Genomic DNA, 16,471 nt, shown 5'->3' on the forward strand with positions numbered 1-16,471 from the left:
TATTTTTGAGTTGTCATATTGACCTCTTTCTAAACGAAAAGTCTCAGACTTACTTCCACCATAAAAACACGTTTCAGACTAACTTCCAGTTTGACTAGAGGACTGGAACTTACTTTGCGAAGTTACCTCAATAGTTTCTTCATGTGTTTGTCGTGAAATGCTATTGACTCTAACCTAGCACCTCTGCTATAATAAATTGTCATACAATTATACGCAATTTATTAAAAAGAAAGGTATTTTAATGAAAGTTAAAAATACATACATCATTATTGGCCTGATGTTGTTTGCCCTCTTCTTCGGTGCGGGTAACCTCATCTATCCTGCATTTCTAGGTATCTACTCAGGAAGCAATCTAGCCTTGGCTGTCCTCGGTTTCTGCCTAACAGGTGTAACTCTTCCTCTTCTCGGAGTGGCCGCTGTCGCTTATTCAGGAACAACGGATGTCGAATCCTTTACCAAACCTGTTTCTAGCAAATTTGCGATTATCTTTGCCATAGCGCTCTATCTATCCATTGGACCCTTCTTTGCCATCCCTCGGACAGGTGCTACTTCTTTCTCTGTAGGAATTCAGCCAATCTTTGGTGACGGTTTGGTTGTTAAGATTATTTATGGTGTGATTTTCTTTAGCATTTCTTACTTGCTTGCTGTTCGTCCCAATAAAATCGCTGACGCTATCGGAAAATATTTAACACCTTTCCTACTACTGGTCTTAGCCATTTTGATTGTAGCATCATTTATCCACCCTGCAGACAGCATCGGAATTGCTCATAATGCCTCGCCAGCTGTCAATGATGCCTTCAAGGACCTTCCCTTTGTAGCAGGGCTCATTCAGGGCTATGGAACCATGGATGCTCTTGCTTCCCTTGCTTTTGCCATCCTAGTCATCAATGCCAGCAAGCAATACGGTGCCCAAACACAGACGGAGGTCGCTTCAATGACACTTAAATCTAGTTTGGTTGCGACTGTACTCCTTGCTCTCATCTACATCTTCGTCGGTCGCATCGGAGCAACATCACAGAGCCTATTTACCTTTTCAAATGGACAATTCCTGCTGAAAAACGCTGCTATCGATGGTGGAAATGTTCTTGGACAGGCAGCCCATTTCTACCTTGGTAACCTTGGTCAATCCGTCCTAGCCATTACCATTTTCCTAGCTTGTTTAACCACAGCAACCGGCTTGATTACAGCCTGCTCAGAATACTTCCATAAATTAGTTCCAGAGGTATCGCACGTCGCTTGGGCAACCATTTTCACCTTAATCGCTACTGTCTTTTACTTCGGAGGGCTATCCGAATTGATTAAGTGGTCGCTTCCAGTACTCTACCTGCTTTACCCATTGACGATGGTTCTCATCGCCCTTGTTTTCCTAAGTAAATTCTTCCACGGGGACAAGCTAGTTTACCAAATCACCATTGCTGCAACAGCAATTGCTGGGCTCTACGATGCCCTTTCGACTCTCTCAAACATGACTGGACTCTTTACCATCGCTGAGTCTATCACCAACTTTTTCACAAAAACAGTCCCGCTCGGTCAATATTCAATGGGCTGGATTAGCTTCGCTATCTGCGGATTTATCATTAGCTTGATTGTCCGTAAATTAAAGAAATAACCATCAAGGGGCTGAGCAAAAAGTCAAAATCTCATTGATTTTTTCAAATTTTCGAAACAAGAAACCGCATGAAATCAACGTTTGTAAACGAAAGATTTCATGCGGTTTTGTTTATATTAGACTTTTTCCCCATCCCCTTTTTAATACTAAAAAAGCAGCAGTCTGTTACAAAGACTACTGCTTTTTACTATTTATGACTAAGTTTACGCGTTAAGAAATCGCCGACAAATTGAATGACAAAAATTAAAATGACAATCAAAATGGTAGCTGTAATCGTAATGTCGTAACGAGAATAGTTGTAACCTTTGGTAATGGCAACAGAACCAAGACCTCCAGCACCGATAGCACCAGCCATAGCCGTTTCACCAACAAGAGAAATCAAGGTCACGGTTGACACACGAATCAAATCTGGAAGACCTTCACGAAGGTAAACAAGGATAATATCCCAAAGTGTTCCACCTGATGCTTGAGCCGCTTCGATAACGCCGCCATCAAGCTCTGCCAAGACTACTTGAACTTGGCGGGCAAAGAATGGAAAAACTGCCAAAGATAAGGGAACCAGCGCAGCTTTTGACCCCAAAGTAGTCCCCACAATGACACGTGTCACTGGCGAAATCAGAGCCAAGAGAATGATGAAAGGAAGGGCGCGGAAAACAGAGACAATCTTATCCAAAATATTAAAAGCAAGGCGGTTGCTAATAACACCACGCTCACTGGTCAATACTAAGAAAAGACCTCCCAGCAAACCTAAAAGACCTCCCACAACAAATGACCAAAAAGTCATGTAAAGGGTTTGGGTAATGGCTACTTGCCAACCGTAAGTTCCTGACCATCCCATCTGATAGACGTTGGGCAGATGTGTTTGAATCCAGTCAATCATGCTTGTCCTCCTTCTTTCAAGACAGTTAATTCAACGCCAGCAGCGAGAATGGCTTGGCAAGCTTGCTCAAGACGAGCCTTATCACCAGAGAGTACGACAACCATCTCACCGACAGGCACATTATCTAGAATTTCAATATTTCCATAAAGAATATTGGCTGTCACTTCAAAACGCTTGTAAATGTCATTCAAGATTGGTTCGTCTGTGCTTGTACCAGCATATTTCAACTGCACTAAGCGACTTCCAGCAGAAAGATTTTTCACCACATCTTGTTGTTCAATCTTAACCATGGCCTCTTCAATACCAGTTGCTGTTTTGATGAAGTCTTGGGTCAATTCTTGCTTAGGATGAGAGAAAATTTCTAAAACTGAGCCTTCTTCAATTAATTCGCCATTTTGCATAACAGCCACACGATTAGCGATGTCCTTGACAATCTGCATTTCGTGAGTGATGAGCACCACAGTCAAGCCTAACTTCTTATTCAAATCCTGCAAGAGTGCCAAAATTTGCTTGGTCGTTTTTGGGTCAAGAGCTGATGTTGACTCATCTGAAATCAGGATTTTAGGGTCATTGGCAAGGGCTCGCGCGATAGCCACACGTTGCTTTTGTCCCCCTGACAATTGTGAAGGATAGTTCTGAGCACGGTCTGACAAACCAACTAGGTCTAACAGCTTTGTCACCTTAGCAGCCTTTTCTTCTTTTGATAAGCCTGAATGTTTGAGCGCGAAAGCCACATTTTGCTCAGCTGTCAATTGTGACATCAGATTGAAATGTTGGAAAATCATCCCGATTTCACGACGTTGTTCACGCAACTGACCACCATTCAAGGTCACTTTGTTATCATAAGTCACTTGGCCATCAATGGTAATTTTCCCAGCCGAGGGCACCTGAAGAAGGTTAATGACACGAACAAGGGTTGATTTCCCAGCACCAGAATAACCAACGATACCATATATGTCACCTTGGTTGATGTGAATGGTCACATCCTTAACAGCCTTAATATCACGCTTCTTCTGATGGAAGGTAACATCAATATTGTCTAATTTAATAATTGCTTCTTTACTCATAAGATTCGATTAAAGCCTCCACTAATTCAATATGTGTGTAATAATCTGCGATTTTAACATTTTCATCGCCACCGTGGTCACGACTGTTGGCATGCCCGATTCCCATTCCAGCAATCGGCACACGCAAAGCATCATAGACGGTGTGCATTGGACCTGTCCCTGGCGAAGTCGGCAGCACTGAAACACCAGCCTCATAAAACTGCTCTGCAAGATTGATGAGCTTGAGAATGGCTGGCGCAGACATATCACTGCGGTAGCTCATTTCACCAAGAGTGTAGGTTACCTCAACCTTATCAAAGCCATTTTTGTCCAAATGCTGGCGCAAGAATTCAATAACACCGTCAGGCGTCAGACCAGGTACTAGGCGCATTTCAGCCTTACAAGAAGCTGTCGCTGGCAAAATCGTCTTAACACCCTGTCCCTGATAACCAGATGACACCCCTTCAATATTAAGCGACGGTTCAAAGAATAAATTCTTCAAGAAGGCTTGACGCTCCGCTTTCAAGATCGGCAATTTAAGACCATAAAGCTCCGCAACACTTTCAGCAGAGCGATTGGCAAATTTATTGATAAGCGCAAGTTCACGCTCATTAGGCTGATGAATCTTATCATAAATGCCGTCAACCAGAATGCGTCCTGTCTCATCACGCAGACTCGAAAGAGCGCGGATAAGGTACCAGCTGGCTGATTCAACAACACCACCCAAAGAGGAATGGACATCTACATCAGCTGACCGTACGGATAAATCAAAGGTCACAATGCCTTTGTTGCCACCAGCAATCTCCAACTGTCCTTGAGCATTTTTAGGACCATCTTCCCAAACTAGAAGTTCAGCACCACGCAATCGTTCTTTATGCTTGGCCAAATATTTGTCCAAATCAGTTGAAGCCGACTCCTCAGCTCCTTCTATGATGAAGGTAATATTGATCGGAAGATTATTAGCATGCGCTCGCATGTACTTCCGAACCGCTGATAAACGTGCGGTAATATGCCCCTTATCATCATCAACGCCCCGTCCATACATGATACCATAATGCACTGAAAGTGTAAAAGGATCATCTGTCCAAGGCTGGTCATTGTCAGCAGGAACCGTATCATAATGATTATAAAAAATAATGGTCGGAGCATCAGGATTTGAGGACTTAAACTCAGCAATCACAAAAGGCGCTGTGTAGGTATCATCCACAATAACATGGGCACCCGCTGCCGTAAAAATTTCCCCCAAATAATTAGCCACATCCTTGAGACCAATCTGCTGAGCAAAAATCGATTTTTTAGAAATGAGCGTCCGCAAAACCTCAAAGTAGTGCTGAGCCACCTCATCATTTTGAAATTTTTCAATCTGCTCAGTTTCTGTCGAAAATACCATGATCATCCTTTCTACGATATAGTTATTTAGTTTGCTTTTAGCAGGAGCAAAGACTGCTATGGCTTGCGTCGGAGGTTGGAAATAAGGAAAGTTTAGCTTTCCTCAAAACGACGACAAACCGAGTTAAGGAAGTAATAAAAGATAAGCTAAATAACTATAAAAACAAGTTAAGGTTGGAACAGCTATCCCAACCTCACTCTTATTGTTGCTTCGTCTTGACTTTTCGAGCAATCTCTTGCCTTTTGTTCAAAACTAAGATTTTCATTACTATCTTACCATTGTGGAATATCTGATGATGTTTCTTTGATGACTTTTTTCACTTCATCAGAGTGGTAAGCTTTGATGATAGCTTTGATAGCACCTGCATTCTTTTGTTTCTTCCAATCTTTACGAGCAGCAATGATGTTAATCCATTGTTTTGAGTTAGCGTCTTTCTTTTCAACATAGATAGCATCGTCAGTTGTTAGATTAGCTTGTTCGATGTAAGTATTATTGATAACAGCTGCATCCACATCAGAAAGTGAACGTGGTGTTTGACTAGCATCAAGCTCTTCAAATTTGATTTTCTTCTTGTTTTCTTTAATGTTAGATGGTGTTGCCACTTCAGTCCCTGAAACGTTCAATTTAATCAAACCAGCTGATTGAAGAACGTATAGGGCACGGCTTTCATTGGTTGCATCGTTAGGGATAGCAATAGTTGCACCTTTTTTAAGTTCTTTGATGCTCTTGATTTTATTTGAATAAAGACGGATTGGAGCCAAATAAGTGTCTGCAATGGCAACTAGATTTTGGTTATTTTCTTTATTCCAGTTGTTCAAGAAGTTATAATGTTGGAAGGCATTGATATCAATATCTTTGTTGGCAACAGCTTGGTTAGGCTGGCTGTAATCTGTGAATTCAGTGAATTCAATGTTGGCTTTGCTTCCAACCAATTCTTTAATTTTGTCCCAACGTGCTTTTTCAGTGTCAGAGAAGGTCATAACACCCACTTTAACATCTTTCTTAGAATCAGCTGAAACGGCTGATTGACTAGCGACAGCAAGTCCCAAAACGGTTGTAGCAAGAGCAAGTCCTGTTAATACTTTTTTCAATTTCATATTCTTTTCCTCTTCTTTTTCTTTGATGAATTTATTATCCCATAAGTAGCTATAGGAATCAAATTGTTATAAACAAGGTTTCCTTATAGTTTTAAACTATAACATGACAAGATTGTTTAAAAAATAAAGCTGATACTAAGCTCAACCTTACTCTTGATTATTAGTCTGCTAATGGTACTTTCAAGTCCTTAGTTGCAGGAACATAGTCACCACCAAGGTACTCTTTAGCCAATTTTGTCAAAGTGCCATCTTTTTGGAGAGCTTTAAGACGTTTGTTGACAAATTTTTGCAAATCATCTTGGTCTTGACCGAAAATGAAGTAGATGTATGGTTGCTCTTCTGATTTAAGTTCGATTGTTTTAAGGTTATCAAGACCTTGGTTTTTGATAACAGTGTTAACTGTTGGGGCATCGAAAATCTTGAAGTCAGCTTTGCCATCTGACAAGTTAGTCAAGATTTGAGTGATATTTTCACTAGTGTATTTCAACTCAACTGGTTTACTACTATGTTTAGTGTTGTAGTCTTCCAATTGTTTTGCAGTTGTTGTTCCTTGAACGACTTGTGTTGAATGACCACCGATTTGGCTATATTTTTTGATTTTGCTGTCTTTTGGCACTACCAAAACTGATGGTGTTGAACCGATTGGATATGAGAACAAATATTTTTGAGCACGTTCGCTTGAGAAGCTGATGTTGTTACCACCCATTTGATATTTACCTGAGTCAATCCCTGTAAAAACTGATGACCATTCTGTTTTTTGGAAGTTAACCGTATATTTATTTGAACCTTTGAAAACAGCTTTGGCAACTTCAATATCGTAACCAGTCAATTTTCCATCTTTTTCATATGAGAATGGTGCTGTTGTTCCAACTGTCGCAAAGTTAACCGTTTCTTTTGAAGCAGCTTGTGTAGTTGTAGCTGTAGCAAATACTACTGTCGCTGCGGCTGCTACACCAGCAAAACCTAGAATTTTCTTAAATGACATAAAATAATCTCCTTTGATGTTCATAAATTTATCTTAACATGTTTGGTTCACAAGTACCAATACTTTGTACCTATCGTCGTGATAGAAAATTTATATCACCCTTTTGGTGCAAAATAGTCCAGTAATAATTGCGCATTTTCAACATAATAGGTGACTGCTGTTTCCAGAGCCTCGTCCTTGACTGTATAAGTATCGTGATGGAGGTCAGCAGCTCCCTCATCACCATTGCTTCCAATCAAGGCAAAAACGCCAGGAACCTGCTCTTGGTAGGCAGCGAAGTCTTCACCAATGGACAAGGGCTCAACTTCAAAAACATCCGCAAATCGTTTGGAGTTTTCAAAAATTAGCGGTGTCAAGGTCTCATCGTTATAAGTCACAGTCGGAGTACGTCCCCAATCAATGGCAACGTCAACACCAAATTGGTCAGCTGTATTTTCGACAATTTTGTTAAATCGCTGGCGTAGGGTTGCACGGCCTGCTGGGTCAAAACTGCGAATGGTTCCTTCGAAGAAGCCGTCTTTAGGCATAACATTCCATGTAGAGCCGACTTCAATGTGCGTTACGGATAAAACCGTTGGTTCGAAGGGTGATGTCATGCAGGCAACGATGGCTTGGAGGCTGTTGATCATTGTCGTGATGGCAAGTACGGTATCAGAACCCAAGTCTGGTCGCGCGGCGTGGCCACTGACTCCTGATACTCGGACAGTGAATTTTTCAACCGCTGCCATTATCGCCTTAGAGCGCAAGCCAATTTGCCCCGGCTTAAAATGAGGGTAATTGTGATAGCCGATAACCGCAGAAACGTCCTTGAGACCATCAGCTTCAATGACTTGATAGGCTCCTTTTGAAACCTCTTCGGCGGGCTGGAAAAAGAGGCGGAGCGTCCCTTTAAGGTCGGGCTCCATTCCCTTTAAAATCTCGGCCGCACCAAGCAGGCTAGTCTGGTGAAAATCGTGACCGCAGGCGTGCATGGCGCCGTTGTGGCTAGCAAAATCGAGACCTGTTTTTTCTTTAATAGGTAAGGCATCAATATCTGCGCGTAGAGCGATGACCGGCAAACCGTGACCGATTTCTGCGATGACTCCTGTTTTCAAATCATCTTCAACGATGTGAATGTCAAGCTCTGCCAAGTAACCCTTTAGAAATTCGGTCGTGTTGTATTCACGCTCAGAAATTTCTGGATTTTGGTGGATATCATGGCGAATAGCCGCTAATTTTTGATAAAAGTCATTCATGATAAAATCCTCTTAGAGCTGATGCACCAAGTAATTGAAGATGCGCTTGCTGTCTCTTTTTTCTAGTAGTAATTCTGGGTGCCATTGGATGCCCAAAACTGGGAGATTTTGGGTACTTTCATAGGCTTCAATGGTGCCGTCACGAGGGTCTCTAGCTGTCGCTACCAAACCAGGCGCTAGCTTTTTGACACTTTGGTGATGAAAAGAATTGATGCGAACTCCTGATGAAACTAGGCTACCTACTCGACTATCTTTCGCAACAACCACTTCATGGGCAGTTCCTTCTAAGTCCTTTTGCCAATGATTGTCCACATCTTGATTGAGGGTACCACCTAGAGCGACGTTGAGAAGTTGCATCCCTCGGCAAACTGCGAAAATAGGTTTTCCTTGTTTCAAAGCCTCTTTAACCAAGGCAAATTCAAAGGCATCGCGTTCTGGAGAGTAATCATCGCTATCCACAAGTTTATCCTCACCATAGTAGGTTGGATCCACATTTTGACCGCCTGATAAAATGAGCTTATCAATCATATCCACATAAGCCTTGGCTAAATTCGGTGTTCCGACCGGCAAAATAATGGGAATACCACCAACTTCCTTGACACCATCCGATAAACTGCGTGAGACAGCATCAAATACCAGACCTGACATCACTGGCATCTCCTTTTCATTTCCTGTAATTCCAACAATGACTGGTTTCATTTGAGCTCCTCACTTTCAGATTTCTTAATATTAGTATTTTATACCTCTTTGGTCAATTTGACTAATACTGATTTCTTATCAGGTGATTAGGTTTCTTTATCGCAAGCGCTATTTCTCCAAATCTGCTTTATCTGGGACATATGATCCTTTAAAGAATTTTTGACTTAATTTTTCTAAAGTCCCATTTTTATACAATGTCTTGACGGCCTTATTAAATCGTTGACGAAAGTCCTTGCTGTCTTTTGAAAAGACGATGTAGTTGTTGGTGTTTTGGTCTGTTTTTAACTCTGTGACTTGTAATTCTGACAATCCTTTTTGCTTAATGATAGTATTGACCGAAATTTTATCAAAGATGAGATAATCAAAATTGCCATTATTCAAATCAAACAAGCGCTTGGAAACATCTTCTCCAGTATAATCAATCGTTGATGCTTTAGAAGCATGCGCTTTATTCCACTCTTCTACAATTTGAGCCGTAGATGTTCCTGTGTCATCGTGCGTCGTCTTTCCAGCGATATCTGCTAAATCTTTGATAGCACTGCCCTTTTTCGACACAATGACCAATGGATTTTTAGCAATCGGTAGAGAATAGCTGTACTTTTTAGCACGCTCCTCAGTGTAACTAAGATTATTGGCTGCTGCTTGATAACGCCCACTATCAATTCCCGGGAAAATAGATTTCCAGGCTGTCTTTTTGAACGTAACCTTATAACCATCAATCAGCTTATCTGCTGCTTTTAGTACTTCCGCATCATAACCAGTAATTTTCCCAGATTTATCCACAAAATCAAAGGGTTTCACATCACCAGCGGTAGCAACGACGATTTCCTTGTCTGCAGCAAAAACAGTCGTTGCTACAAGACTTGATAAGATGGCTCCCGCCACAATAATTCCTTTTTTCATAAGACTGACCTCCTAATCTTTTTCAATATCATAACACCTATTGGGCTTATTGAAAAATAGAGATTTTCTATCAAAACTTTAACATTTTCTATCAGTCGAAATTACAAAATAAAAAAGCCCGACATATTCTGTCGAGCTGTGCAATCATTCTTAGAAATCTGCCACATTGTGGTAAACTTTTTGAACGTCGTCATCTGCTTCTAAAGCATCAATCAATTTTTCAAATGTTTCTAAATCTTCACCTTCAAGGGTCACTTCTGATTGTGGAATCATTTCAAGTTCTGTTACTTGGAATTCTTCGATACCATTATCACGAAGAGCTTGAATACCTTTGTGAAGGTCAGTTGGTGCAGTGTAAACAGTGATTGAGCCATCTTCTGCTTCAACATCATCAACATCAACGTCTGCTTCAAGCAATTGCTCAAAAACAGCATCAGCATCATCGCCAGCAAAAACGATAACACCTTTTTTATCAAACATGTATGATACAGAACCTGATGCACCCATGTTACCACCGTTTTTACCGTAAGCAGTACGGACATTAGCAGCTGTACGGTTAACATTTGAAGTAAGGGTATCAACGATAATCATTGAGCCATTAGGACCAAAGCCTTCGTAACGACCTTCAACGAAGGTTTCATCAGTGTTACCTTTAGCTTTGTCGATGGCTTTATCGATAACGTGTTTTGGTACTTGCGCTTGTTTTGCACGTTCCAAAACGAATTTCAAAGCTGAGTTTGACTCTGGATCTGGTTCACCTTGCTTAGCAGCAACATAGATTTCAACACCAAATTTAGCATAAATCTTAGAGTTTGCACCGTCTTTAGCAGTTTTCTTAGCAACAATATTGGCCCATTTACGTCCCATGGGATTCACCTCTTGTATGATTTTTCTTATTTTGAAAATAGCAGAGCTACTTTACAATATCTCTATTATTATAGCACTTTGATAAGAAATCGTAAAATGGAAATTCTTTGACCAAAAATAAAATATAGAAACCTATCTGTTAAAGACCTAACCCTATAACCACTTGGGGAACAATCTCATCCTCACCTGTTAACGCGTCATCAACACAGCTGAACACAAAAAGCAAGAACCTTGATATATCAAGGTTCTTGCAGGAGATTATGAAAAAGAAAAGTTTTAGAATGGTTATAGTATATAAGCTGATGCTTAAATAAATCTAAACTGATGACAAATTTTTCCTCTTCTACCAGGCAAAGGCATTAGTTGGTGCTTGTAAATAGTCTAACCAAATCTTATCTTGTAAGAGACAAAGTGTGATGGAAAGACCTGCCATATCCAAGCTAGTAATAAGATGACCAGTCTTCGTAAAAACAATATTTAGCTCATCTAATGCCAAAAATTCAAGAACATCATTAGTAAAAATCTGCTCTTCCAAGGTTGAACTGCCACCAAGATTATTGATCAACAGAATAAAAGAATCCCCATCATGCCACTTAAATTTCATTTTTAATTTATTGATCAATTCATTAGCTAAGACCTCAGATGATTCAAAAGGAACCGTACGGTAACCTGGTTCACCATGGATACCAATCCCAAACGAAATTTGCCCCTCAGGTAATTCAAACATTGGTTGCTGATCCCAAGGCAGAGTTGCGGGCTTAGTTGCAACACCTAATGTCGCAACAGATGTTGATAAAGATAGCCCAATTTGTTCCAATTCATCCAAACTAGCTCCACGATGTGCAGCTTCACCTAAAATCTTATGGAGTAAAATGGTACCTGCAACCCCACGATGACGCATCTGGAAGTTTGATGTCTCCACTGAAATATCGTCGTGAGAAATCACATACTTGACTGGAATCCCTTCTGCACGCGCGTCATGAATGGCCTGACCAAATTCGTGCAAATCTGCCTCGAAGTTCTTGACAATGACAAAGACACCCTTGCCACGATTAAGAAAGCGAATCACTTCTAAAATATCTGCTGCCTTAGGAGGAACAAAGAGCGGTCCGCTAATGGCAGCCGTCAACATGCCCTCACCAACGTAACCAAAATGGGCTGGCTCATGACCACTGCCACCACCTGACAAAATAGGTATCTGTTGATCAGATGCTTGACTATTATAAATTGCTGGCAAGTCCTTAATTTGCTTGAGATGAGGATGAATGTTAACAATAGCTGCAATGCTCTCTTGCACATAATCCATTCCTTGATTGTAAATATGTACCATATTTATACCCTAATCGTCTTTTAAAGTTGTTTGAATATAGTGAATCACAGCTTGACTATCTAGTTGACAGCTCCGAGCTGAACTTGTCAAATGATGTTTAATCAAATTGGCCAAGGCCAAGCTATGATAAGTAACAAATAATTGGCGCTCTTCCGCCGTCGCAAACGGTTTATGCTCATAATCATCAATAATTTTACAAATAATCTGTTGGCAATAGCCTTCAAAATATGATGAGAAATCATTTTGATCAGCAATCTGAAATAATTTACTGTAAAAAGCAGCATTGACCTGAAAAAAATGAAACAGCTCAGTAATCAGTTGAAAGCCAGAAATGTATTCTAGATTATCTGTGATTTGTTCACTCAACTCGGTCTGAAAAATCCATTCTAGTAGCTCATACTTATCCAAAAAATAATTGTAGAAAGTTTGCCTGCGAATACCTGCTTCTTCCATAATAATACTAACGCTAATTTTATCAAAAGGTTGCGACACAAAAACTTTCTTAAACGCCTTAGCAATACGCTTTTTAGTAATAAGTGAGGAGACCATTTTTCCTCCCGTAATAGTATTAGCTGATTCTCTTCTGACAAGAAGCCTAAAAGCAAATCTACTTAGCTTTCCCACTATTAAGTTAGAGATAAGCTATAGATTATGAGAATCGTATTTTAGTTTCTTCTATAAGTTTAACACCTTTTGACAGCATTGCAAACCTTTTCAAAGAGGACAGAACTAATTTTTTGTCCATTCTCAAATATCCATTAAAGTTTTATAATGAAGACGAAAAATAACAAAAGGAGTTAGACTCATGAAAAAAATTATCAACAAACCAACAGATGTGCTTCCTGAAATGCTTAATGGTCTTGCCTTTGTCCACAGCGACCTTGTGCATCGTGTGGAAGGCTTTGACATCATTGCCCGCAATGCTGAAAAAACTGGCAAAGTCGGTATTATCTCTGGCGGTGGTAGTGGTCACGAACCTTCTCACGCAGGCTTTGTCGGTGATGGCATGCTGTCCGCTGCTATCTGCGGAGCCGTTTTCACTTCGCCTACTCCTGACCAAGTTTTTCAAGCTATCAAAGAAGCTGATGAAGGCGCAGGCGTTTTCATGGTCATCAAGAACTATTCTGGTGATGTCATGAACTTCGAAATGGCACAAGATATGGCTGAAATGGAAGGCATCAATGTTGCTAGCGTCATCGTTGACGATGATATTGCTGTTGAGGACAGCCTCTACACCCAAGGACGTCGCGGTGTAGCTGGCACTATCTTTGTTCATAAGATTCTGGGAGAAATGGCTCGCGCTGGTAAATCACTTGATGAGATTAAAGCTTGCGCTGATGAATTGGTTAAAAATATCCACACTGTAGGACTAGCCCTCAGTGGAGCAACGGTTCCTGAAGTTGGTAAACCAGGTTTTGTCCTTGCAGATGACGAAATTGAATTTGGTATTGGCATACATGGTGAACCAGGCTATCGCAAAGAAAAAATGCAGTCTTCTAAAGACCTAGCCAAGGAATTAGTTGATAAATTGACTGACTCATTTGATGCTAAAGCTGGAGATAAATTCGGTATCCTCATCAACGGCATGGGTGCTACTCCGTTAATGGAACAATATATCTTTGCCAACGATGTCGCGCAGCTATTGACCGAAAAAGATCTCGATATTACCTACAAAAAACTCGGCAACTACATGACTTCTATTGATATGGCTGGCTTGTCCTTGACTTTGATTAAGTTGGAAAATGAAGACTGGCGCGCTGCTCTTGAAAGCCCTGTGACAACTATTGCTTGGGGATAGGAGGAAACTATGGATGTACAAACTGCAAAAGCTTGGATAACAGCCTTCAACGCTAAAATCCAAGAAAATAAAGATTACTTATCAGAACTCGACACTCCTATCGGAGACGGCGACCACGGTGGCAATATGGCTCGGGGCATGACTGCCGTTATGGAAAACATGGACGGTGCTGATTTTGCCAGCGCAGCTGATGTCCTAAAAATGGTGTCTATGCAACTTTTGAGTAAGGTGGGCGGAGCATCTGGTCCCCTTTACGGCTCTGCTTTTATGGGCATGACTAAGGCAGAACAAGCTGGCGCTGGCATCGCAGATGTCTTGGCTAGCGGCTTAGAGATGATTCAAAAGCGTGGTAAGGCGCAGATTAATGAAAAAACCATGGTCGATGTCTGGACCGGTGTTGTTACAGCAGTCAAAGAGGCTACCTTAACCGAAGAAATTATCGACAATCTGGTTGAGGCAACCAAAGACATGAAAGCAACCAAAGGCAGGGCTTCTTATGTGGGGGATCGGTCTATTGGACATATCGACCCAGGCTCTTTCTCTTCAGGCTTGCTCTTTAAATCCCTTCTTGAAGTAGGAGGGGTCTAAATGGCAGATGTTGGAATGGTTGTCGTTTCTCACTCAAAGTATATTGCTCAAGGTGTTATTGAATTAATTTCTGAAGTGGCTAAAGACGTTTCCATCACTTATGTCGGTGGAACTGAAGACGGTGGCATCGGCACCTCATTTGACCAGGTTCAGGCTGTGATTGATCAAAATGACAAGGATACACTACTAGCTTTCTTTGACCTGGGTTCTGCCAAAATGAATCTGGAAATGGTAGCTGATTTTTCAGACAAAGAAATCATTATTAACTCAGTACCAATTGTGGAAGGGGCTTATACGGCTGCAGCGCTCTTGCAAGCTGGCGCTGACCTTGACAGCATTGAAACACAATTAGAGGAGTTAAAAATTAATAAGTAAAGGAGATTATCATGACTCAATTTTTTGGAGAATTTATTGGAACTTTCATCTTAGTTCTCCTTGGTGACGGTGTAGTTGCCGGTAATGTTCTTGGGAAAACCAAGGAAGAAGGTACTGGTTGGGTTCCAATTGTATTTGGTTGGGGAATTGCTTGTACTATTGCCGTTTACGTTGCTGGGCTTTTCAGTCCCGCTCACTTAAACCCTGCCGTCACTTTAGCTATGGCTACAACAGGATCTCTGCCATGGAACCAAGTTTTCACCTTCATCCTAGCACAAATGCTTGGAGCTATGGCTGCCGCTGTGGTCTTGTGGCTTCACTACTACCCACACTGGGCTGAAACCAAGGACCAAGTCGCTATTTTAGGTAGCTTTTCAACTGGTCCAGCCATCCGCCACACGGCGTCTAACTTTTTGGGCGAAGCCCTTGGAACAGCCATTCTTGTCATCACCATTATGGCGATTGGCCCAAATAAGGTAGCTTCCGGTCTCGGTCCGATTATCGTTGGCCTTGTTATTATCGCTGTCGGTTTTTCACTTGGTCCAACAACCGGCTATGCTATCAACCCAGCTCGTGACCTCGGTCCTCGCATTATGCACGCCATTTTACCAATTGCTAACAAAGGGGATTCTGATTGGTCTTATGCCTGGATTCCAGTCCTAGGACCAATTGCAGGTGGCATCCTCGGAGCATTACTTTACAACCTAGCACTCGGTATGCTTTAACAAATAACCTCCCAGAGAGTTCATTGACTTTCTGAGAGGTTATTTTAGTTGACAAAATTAATAATTGACCTTCCAGTCATACGAACATACTTGCAACAGCTACCGCTAGGATACTCATATGATATAAAGTCATACTCAAACAAACCTAAAATTGATATGCTTTTTCGCTTCTATTCTCCAAACCAGATTTCAATCTCACGTTTAGCTGCTTCTACGGAATCTGAACCGTGAACCATGTTGCGCATGTCGCCATTTTCATCTGGACCTTGAGCAAAGTCAGCACGAATAGAACCTAGTTCTGCTTCAGCTGGGTTAGTCACCCCCATTGTTTTACGCCAAGTCTTTACCGCATCAGAACCAGTGAAAGTTCCAACGATGATTGGTCCTTCTAGCATATAAGTCTCGATTTGATGGTAAAAAGGTTTCTCAAGCAAATCTTCATAGTGCTTCGCTAAAATTTCCTTGCTGGCTTGTAGCATCTTGATACGGGTTAGCTTAAAACCACGACGCTCAATGCGACGTAAGACCTCACCAGCCAAACCACGCTCAACGCCATCGGGCTTGATGATAAATAATGTCTCTTGCATAAGACACCTCCATAGTTTTTATTTTATTATATCAGAAAAGGTTTTCAAAACAAACTATCACCTATGACTCATTAAAAACTTTCAAGATAAAAGAAAGAACACCGTTATGATACGTAGCTGCTAAAAGTTTCTTGCTTACAGATACGGGGATACCAAAGCCTGTCTTCTGTAAAAAGTTTACTCTAAGTTTGCACCCTAATCTATCAAACTAACAGCACTTGTACAATCGAACCTTTCTTTTCAACTATTATCACTAAACACAAAAAGATAAGCTCTTGCTACTACTCAAGGGCTTATCTCGGAGATTTTACCGTAGTCGTAGACCTTCAGGTCGTACGAATACATATGCAACGGCTA

General features: G+C 41.2%; 17 protein-coding genes. 5 read left to right on the plus strand and 12 right to left on the minus strand.

Annotation, left to right across the window (positions count from 1 at the left end; all coding sequences use genetic code 11):
- Positions 1 to 241 precede the first annotated feature (241 nt).
- Positions 242 to 1,609, plus strand: a complete 1,368-nt coding sequence (gene brnQ / locus IYQ92_RS03645) for a branched-chain amino acid transport system II carrier protein (RefSeq protein WP_195675392.1) — start codon at positions 242 to 244, stop codon at positions 1,607 to 1,609.
- A 187-nt stretch (positions 1,610 to 1,796) separates the two neighbouring features.
- On the opposite strand, the gene IYQ92_RS03650 is transcribed toward brnQ, so the two are convergent.
- The 11 genes from IYQ92_RS03650 to dhaS all read right to left on the minus strand — a co-directional run bounded on the left by IYQ92_RS03650 (position 1,797) and on the right by dhaS (position 12,590).
- A complete protein-coding gene (locus IYQ92_RS03650) occupies positions 1,797 to 2,489 on the minus strand; it encodes a methionine ABC transporter permease (protein WP_195675393.1) in 693 nt (230 codons plus the stop codon).
- On the minus strand, positions 2,486 to 3,556 hold the full coding sequence (locus IYQ92_RS03655; protein WP_195675394.1) for a methionine ABC transporter ATP-binding protein: 1,071 nt from the start codon (positions 3,554 to 3,556) through the stop codon (positions 2,486 to 2,488). The genes IYQ92_RS03650 and IYQ92_RS03655 overlap by 4 nt, the downstream gene beginning before the upstream one ends.
- Entirely contained in the window at positions 3,549 to 4,925 is a 1,377-nt protein-coding gene (locus IYQ92_RS03660; protein ID WP_195675395.1) for a M20/M25/M40 family metallo-hydrolase, read from the minus strand. Before IYQ92_RS03660 ends, IYQ92_RS03655 begins: the two co-directional genes overlap by 8 nt.
- Before the next feature lie 272 nt (positions 4,926 to 5,197).
- Positions 5,198 to 6,022 (minus strand): MetQ/NlpA family ABC transporter substrate-binding protein, encoded by an 825-nt coding sequence (locus IYQ92_RS03665; protein ID WP_195675396.1) that lies wholly within the window; start codon positions 6,020 to 6,022, stop codon positions 5,198 to 5,200.
- Positions 6,023 to 6,182: 160 nt separating this feature from the next.
- On the minus strand, positions 6,183 to 7,007 hold the full coding sequence (locus IYQ92_RS03670) for an amino acid ABC transporter substrate-binding protein (protein WP_195675397.1): 825 nt from the start codon (positions 7,005 to 7,007) through the stop codon (positions 6,183 to 6,185).
- A 95-nt stretch (positions 7,008 to 7,102) separates the two neighbouring features.
- Entirely contained in the window at positions 7,103 to 8,242 is a 1,140-nt protein-coding gene (locus tag IYQ92_RS03675) for an amidohydrolase (RefSeq protein WP_229311292.1), read from the minus strand.
- 12 nt (positions 8,243 to 8,254) lie between these two features.
- On the minus strand, positions 8,255 to 8,941 hold the full coding sequence (locus IYQ92_RS03680; protein ID WP_195675398.1) for a gamma-glutamyl-gamma-aminobutyrate hydrolase family protein: 687 nt from the start codon (positions 8,939 to 8,941) through the stop codon (positions 8,255 to 8,257).
- 108 nt (positions 8,942 to 9,049) lie between these two features.
- On the minus strand, positions 9,050 to 9,844 hold the full coding sequence (locus tag IYQ92_RS03685) for a transporter substrate-binding domain-containing protein (RefSeq protein ID WP_195675399.1): 795 nt from the start codon (positions 9,842 to 9,844) through the stop codon (positions 9,050 to 9,052).
- 150 nt (positions 9,845 to 9,994) lie between these two features.
- Positions 9,995 to 10,711: a YebC/PmpR family DNA-binding transcriptional regulator gene (locus IYQ92_RS03690; protein WP_195675400.1), complete on the minus strand. Its 717-nt coding sequence runs from the start codon at positions 10,709 to 10,711 to the stop codon at positions 9,995 to 9,997.
- 343 nt (positions 10,712 to 11,054) lie between these two features.
- Complete coding sequence (gene dhaQ, locus IYQ92_RS03695; protein WP_195675401.1) at positions 11,055 to 12,041, minus strand: DhaKLM operon coactivator DhaQ; 987 nt, start codon at positions 12,039 to 12,041, stop codon at positions 11,055 to 11,057.
- Between the two features lie 9 nt (positions 12,042 to 12,050).
- The gene (gene dhaS / locus IYQ92_RS03700) at positions 12,051 to 12,590 is read right to left on the minus strand and encodes a dihydroxyacetone kinase transcriptional activator DhaS (protein ID WP_195675402.1); all 540 of its coding nucleotides are present in this window, start codon (positions 12,588 to 12,590) and stop codon (positions 12,051 to 12,053) included.
- 256 nt (positions 12,591 to 12,846) lie between these two features.
- On the opposite strand from dhaS, the gene dhaK reads away from it, so the two are divergent.
- Genes dhaK through IYQ92_RS03720 form a run of 4 tightly spaced genes read left to right on the plus strand, consistent with a single transcriptional unit; the run spans position 12,847 to position 15,527 of the window.
- Positions 12,847 to 13,839, plus strand: coding sequence for a dihydroxyacetone kinase subunit DhaK (dhaK, locus tag IYQ92_RS03705; protein ID WP_195675403.1), 993 nt, complete (start codon positions 12,847 to 12,849; stop codon positions 13,837 to 13,839).
- A 9-nt stretch (positions 13,840 to 13,848) separates the two neighbouring features.
- Positions 13,849 to 14,427: a dihydroxyacetone kinase subunit DhaL gene (gene dhaL, locus IYQ92_RS03710; protein WP_195675404.1), complete on the plus strand. Its 579-nt coding sequence runs from the start codon at positions 13,849 to 13,851 to the stop codon at positions 14,425 to 14,427.
- Positions 14,428 to 14,802: a dihydroxyacetone kinase phosphoryl donor subunit DhaM gene (dhaM, locus tag IYQ92_RS03715; RefSeq protein WP_195675405.1), complete on the plus strand. Its 375-nt coding sequence runs from the start codon at positions 14,428 to 14,430 to the stop codon at positions 14,800 to 14,802.
- Between the two features lie 11 nt (positions 14,803 to 14,813).
- Positions 14,814 to 15,527 (plus strand): MIP/aquaporin family protein, encoded by a 714-nt coding sequence (locus tag IYQ92_RS03720; protein ID WP_195675406.1) that lies wholly within the window; start codon positions 14,814 to 14,816, stop codon positions 15,525 to 15,527.
- 170 nt (positions 15,528 to 15,697) lie between these two features.
- Here the strand turns inward: IYQ92_RS03720 and ndk are convergent, their stop codons facing one another.
- Complete coding sequence (ndk, locus tag IYQ92_RS03725; protein WP_195675407.1) at positions 15,698 to 16,114, minus strand: nucleoside-diphosphate kinase; 417 nt, start codon at positions 16,112 to 16,114, stop codon at positions 15,698 to 15,700.
- Positions 16,115 to 16,471 lie beyond the last annotated feature (357 nt).

The sequence above is a fragment of the Streptococcus sp. HF-1907 genome, from assembly GCF_015594605.1.
Taxonomy (GTDB): domain Bacteria; phylum Bacillota; class Bacilli; order Lactobacillales; family Streptococcaceae; genus Streptococcus.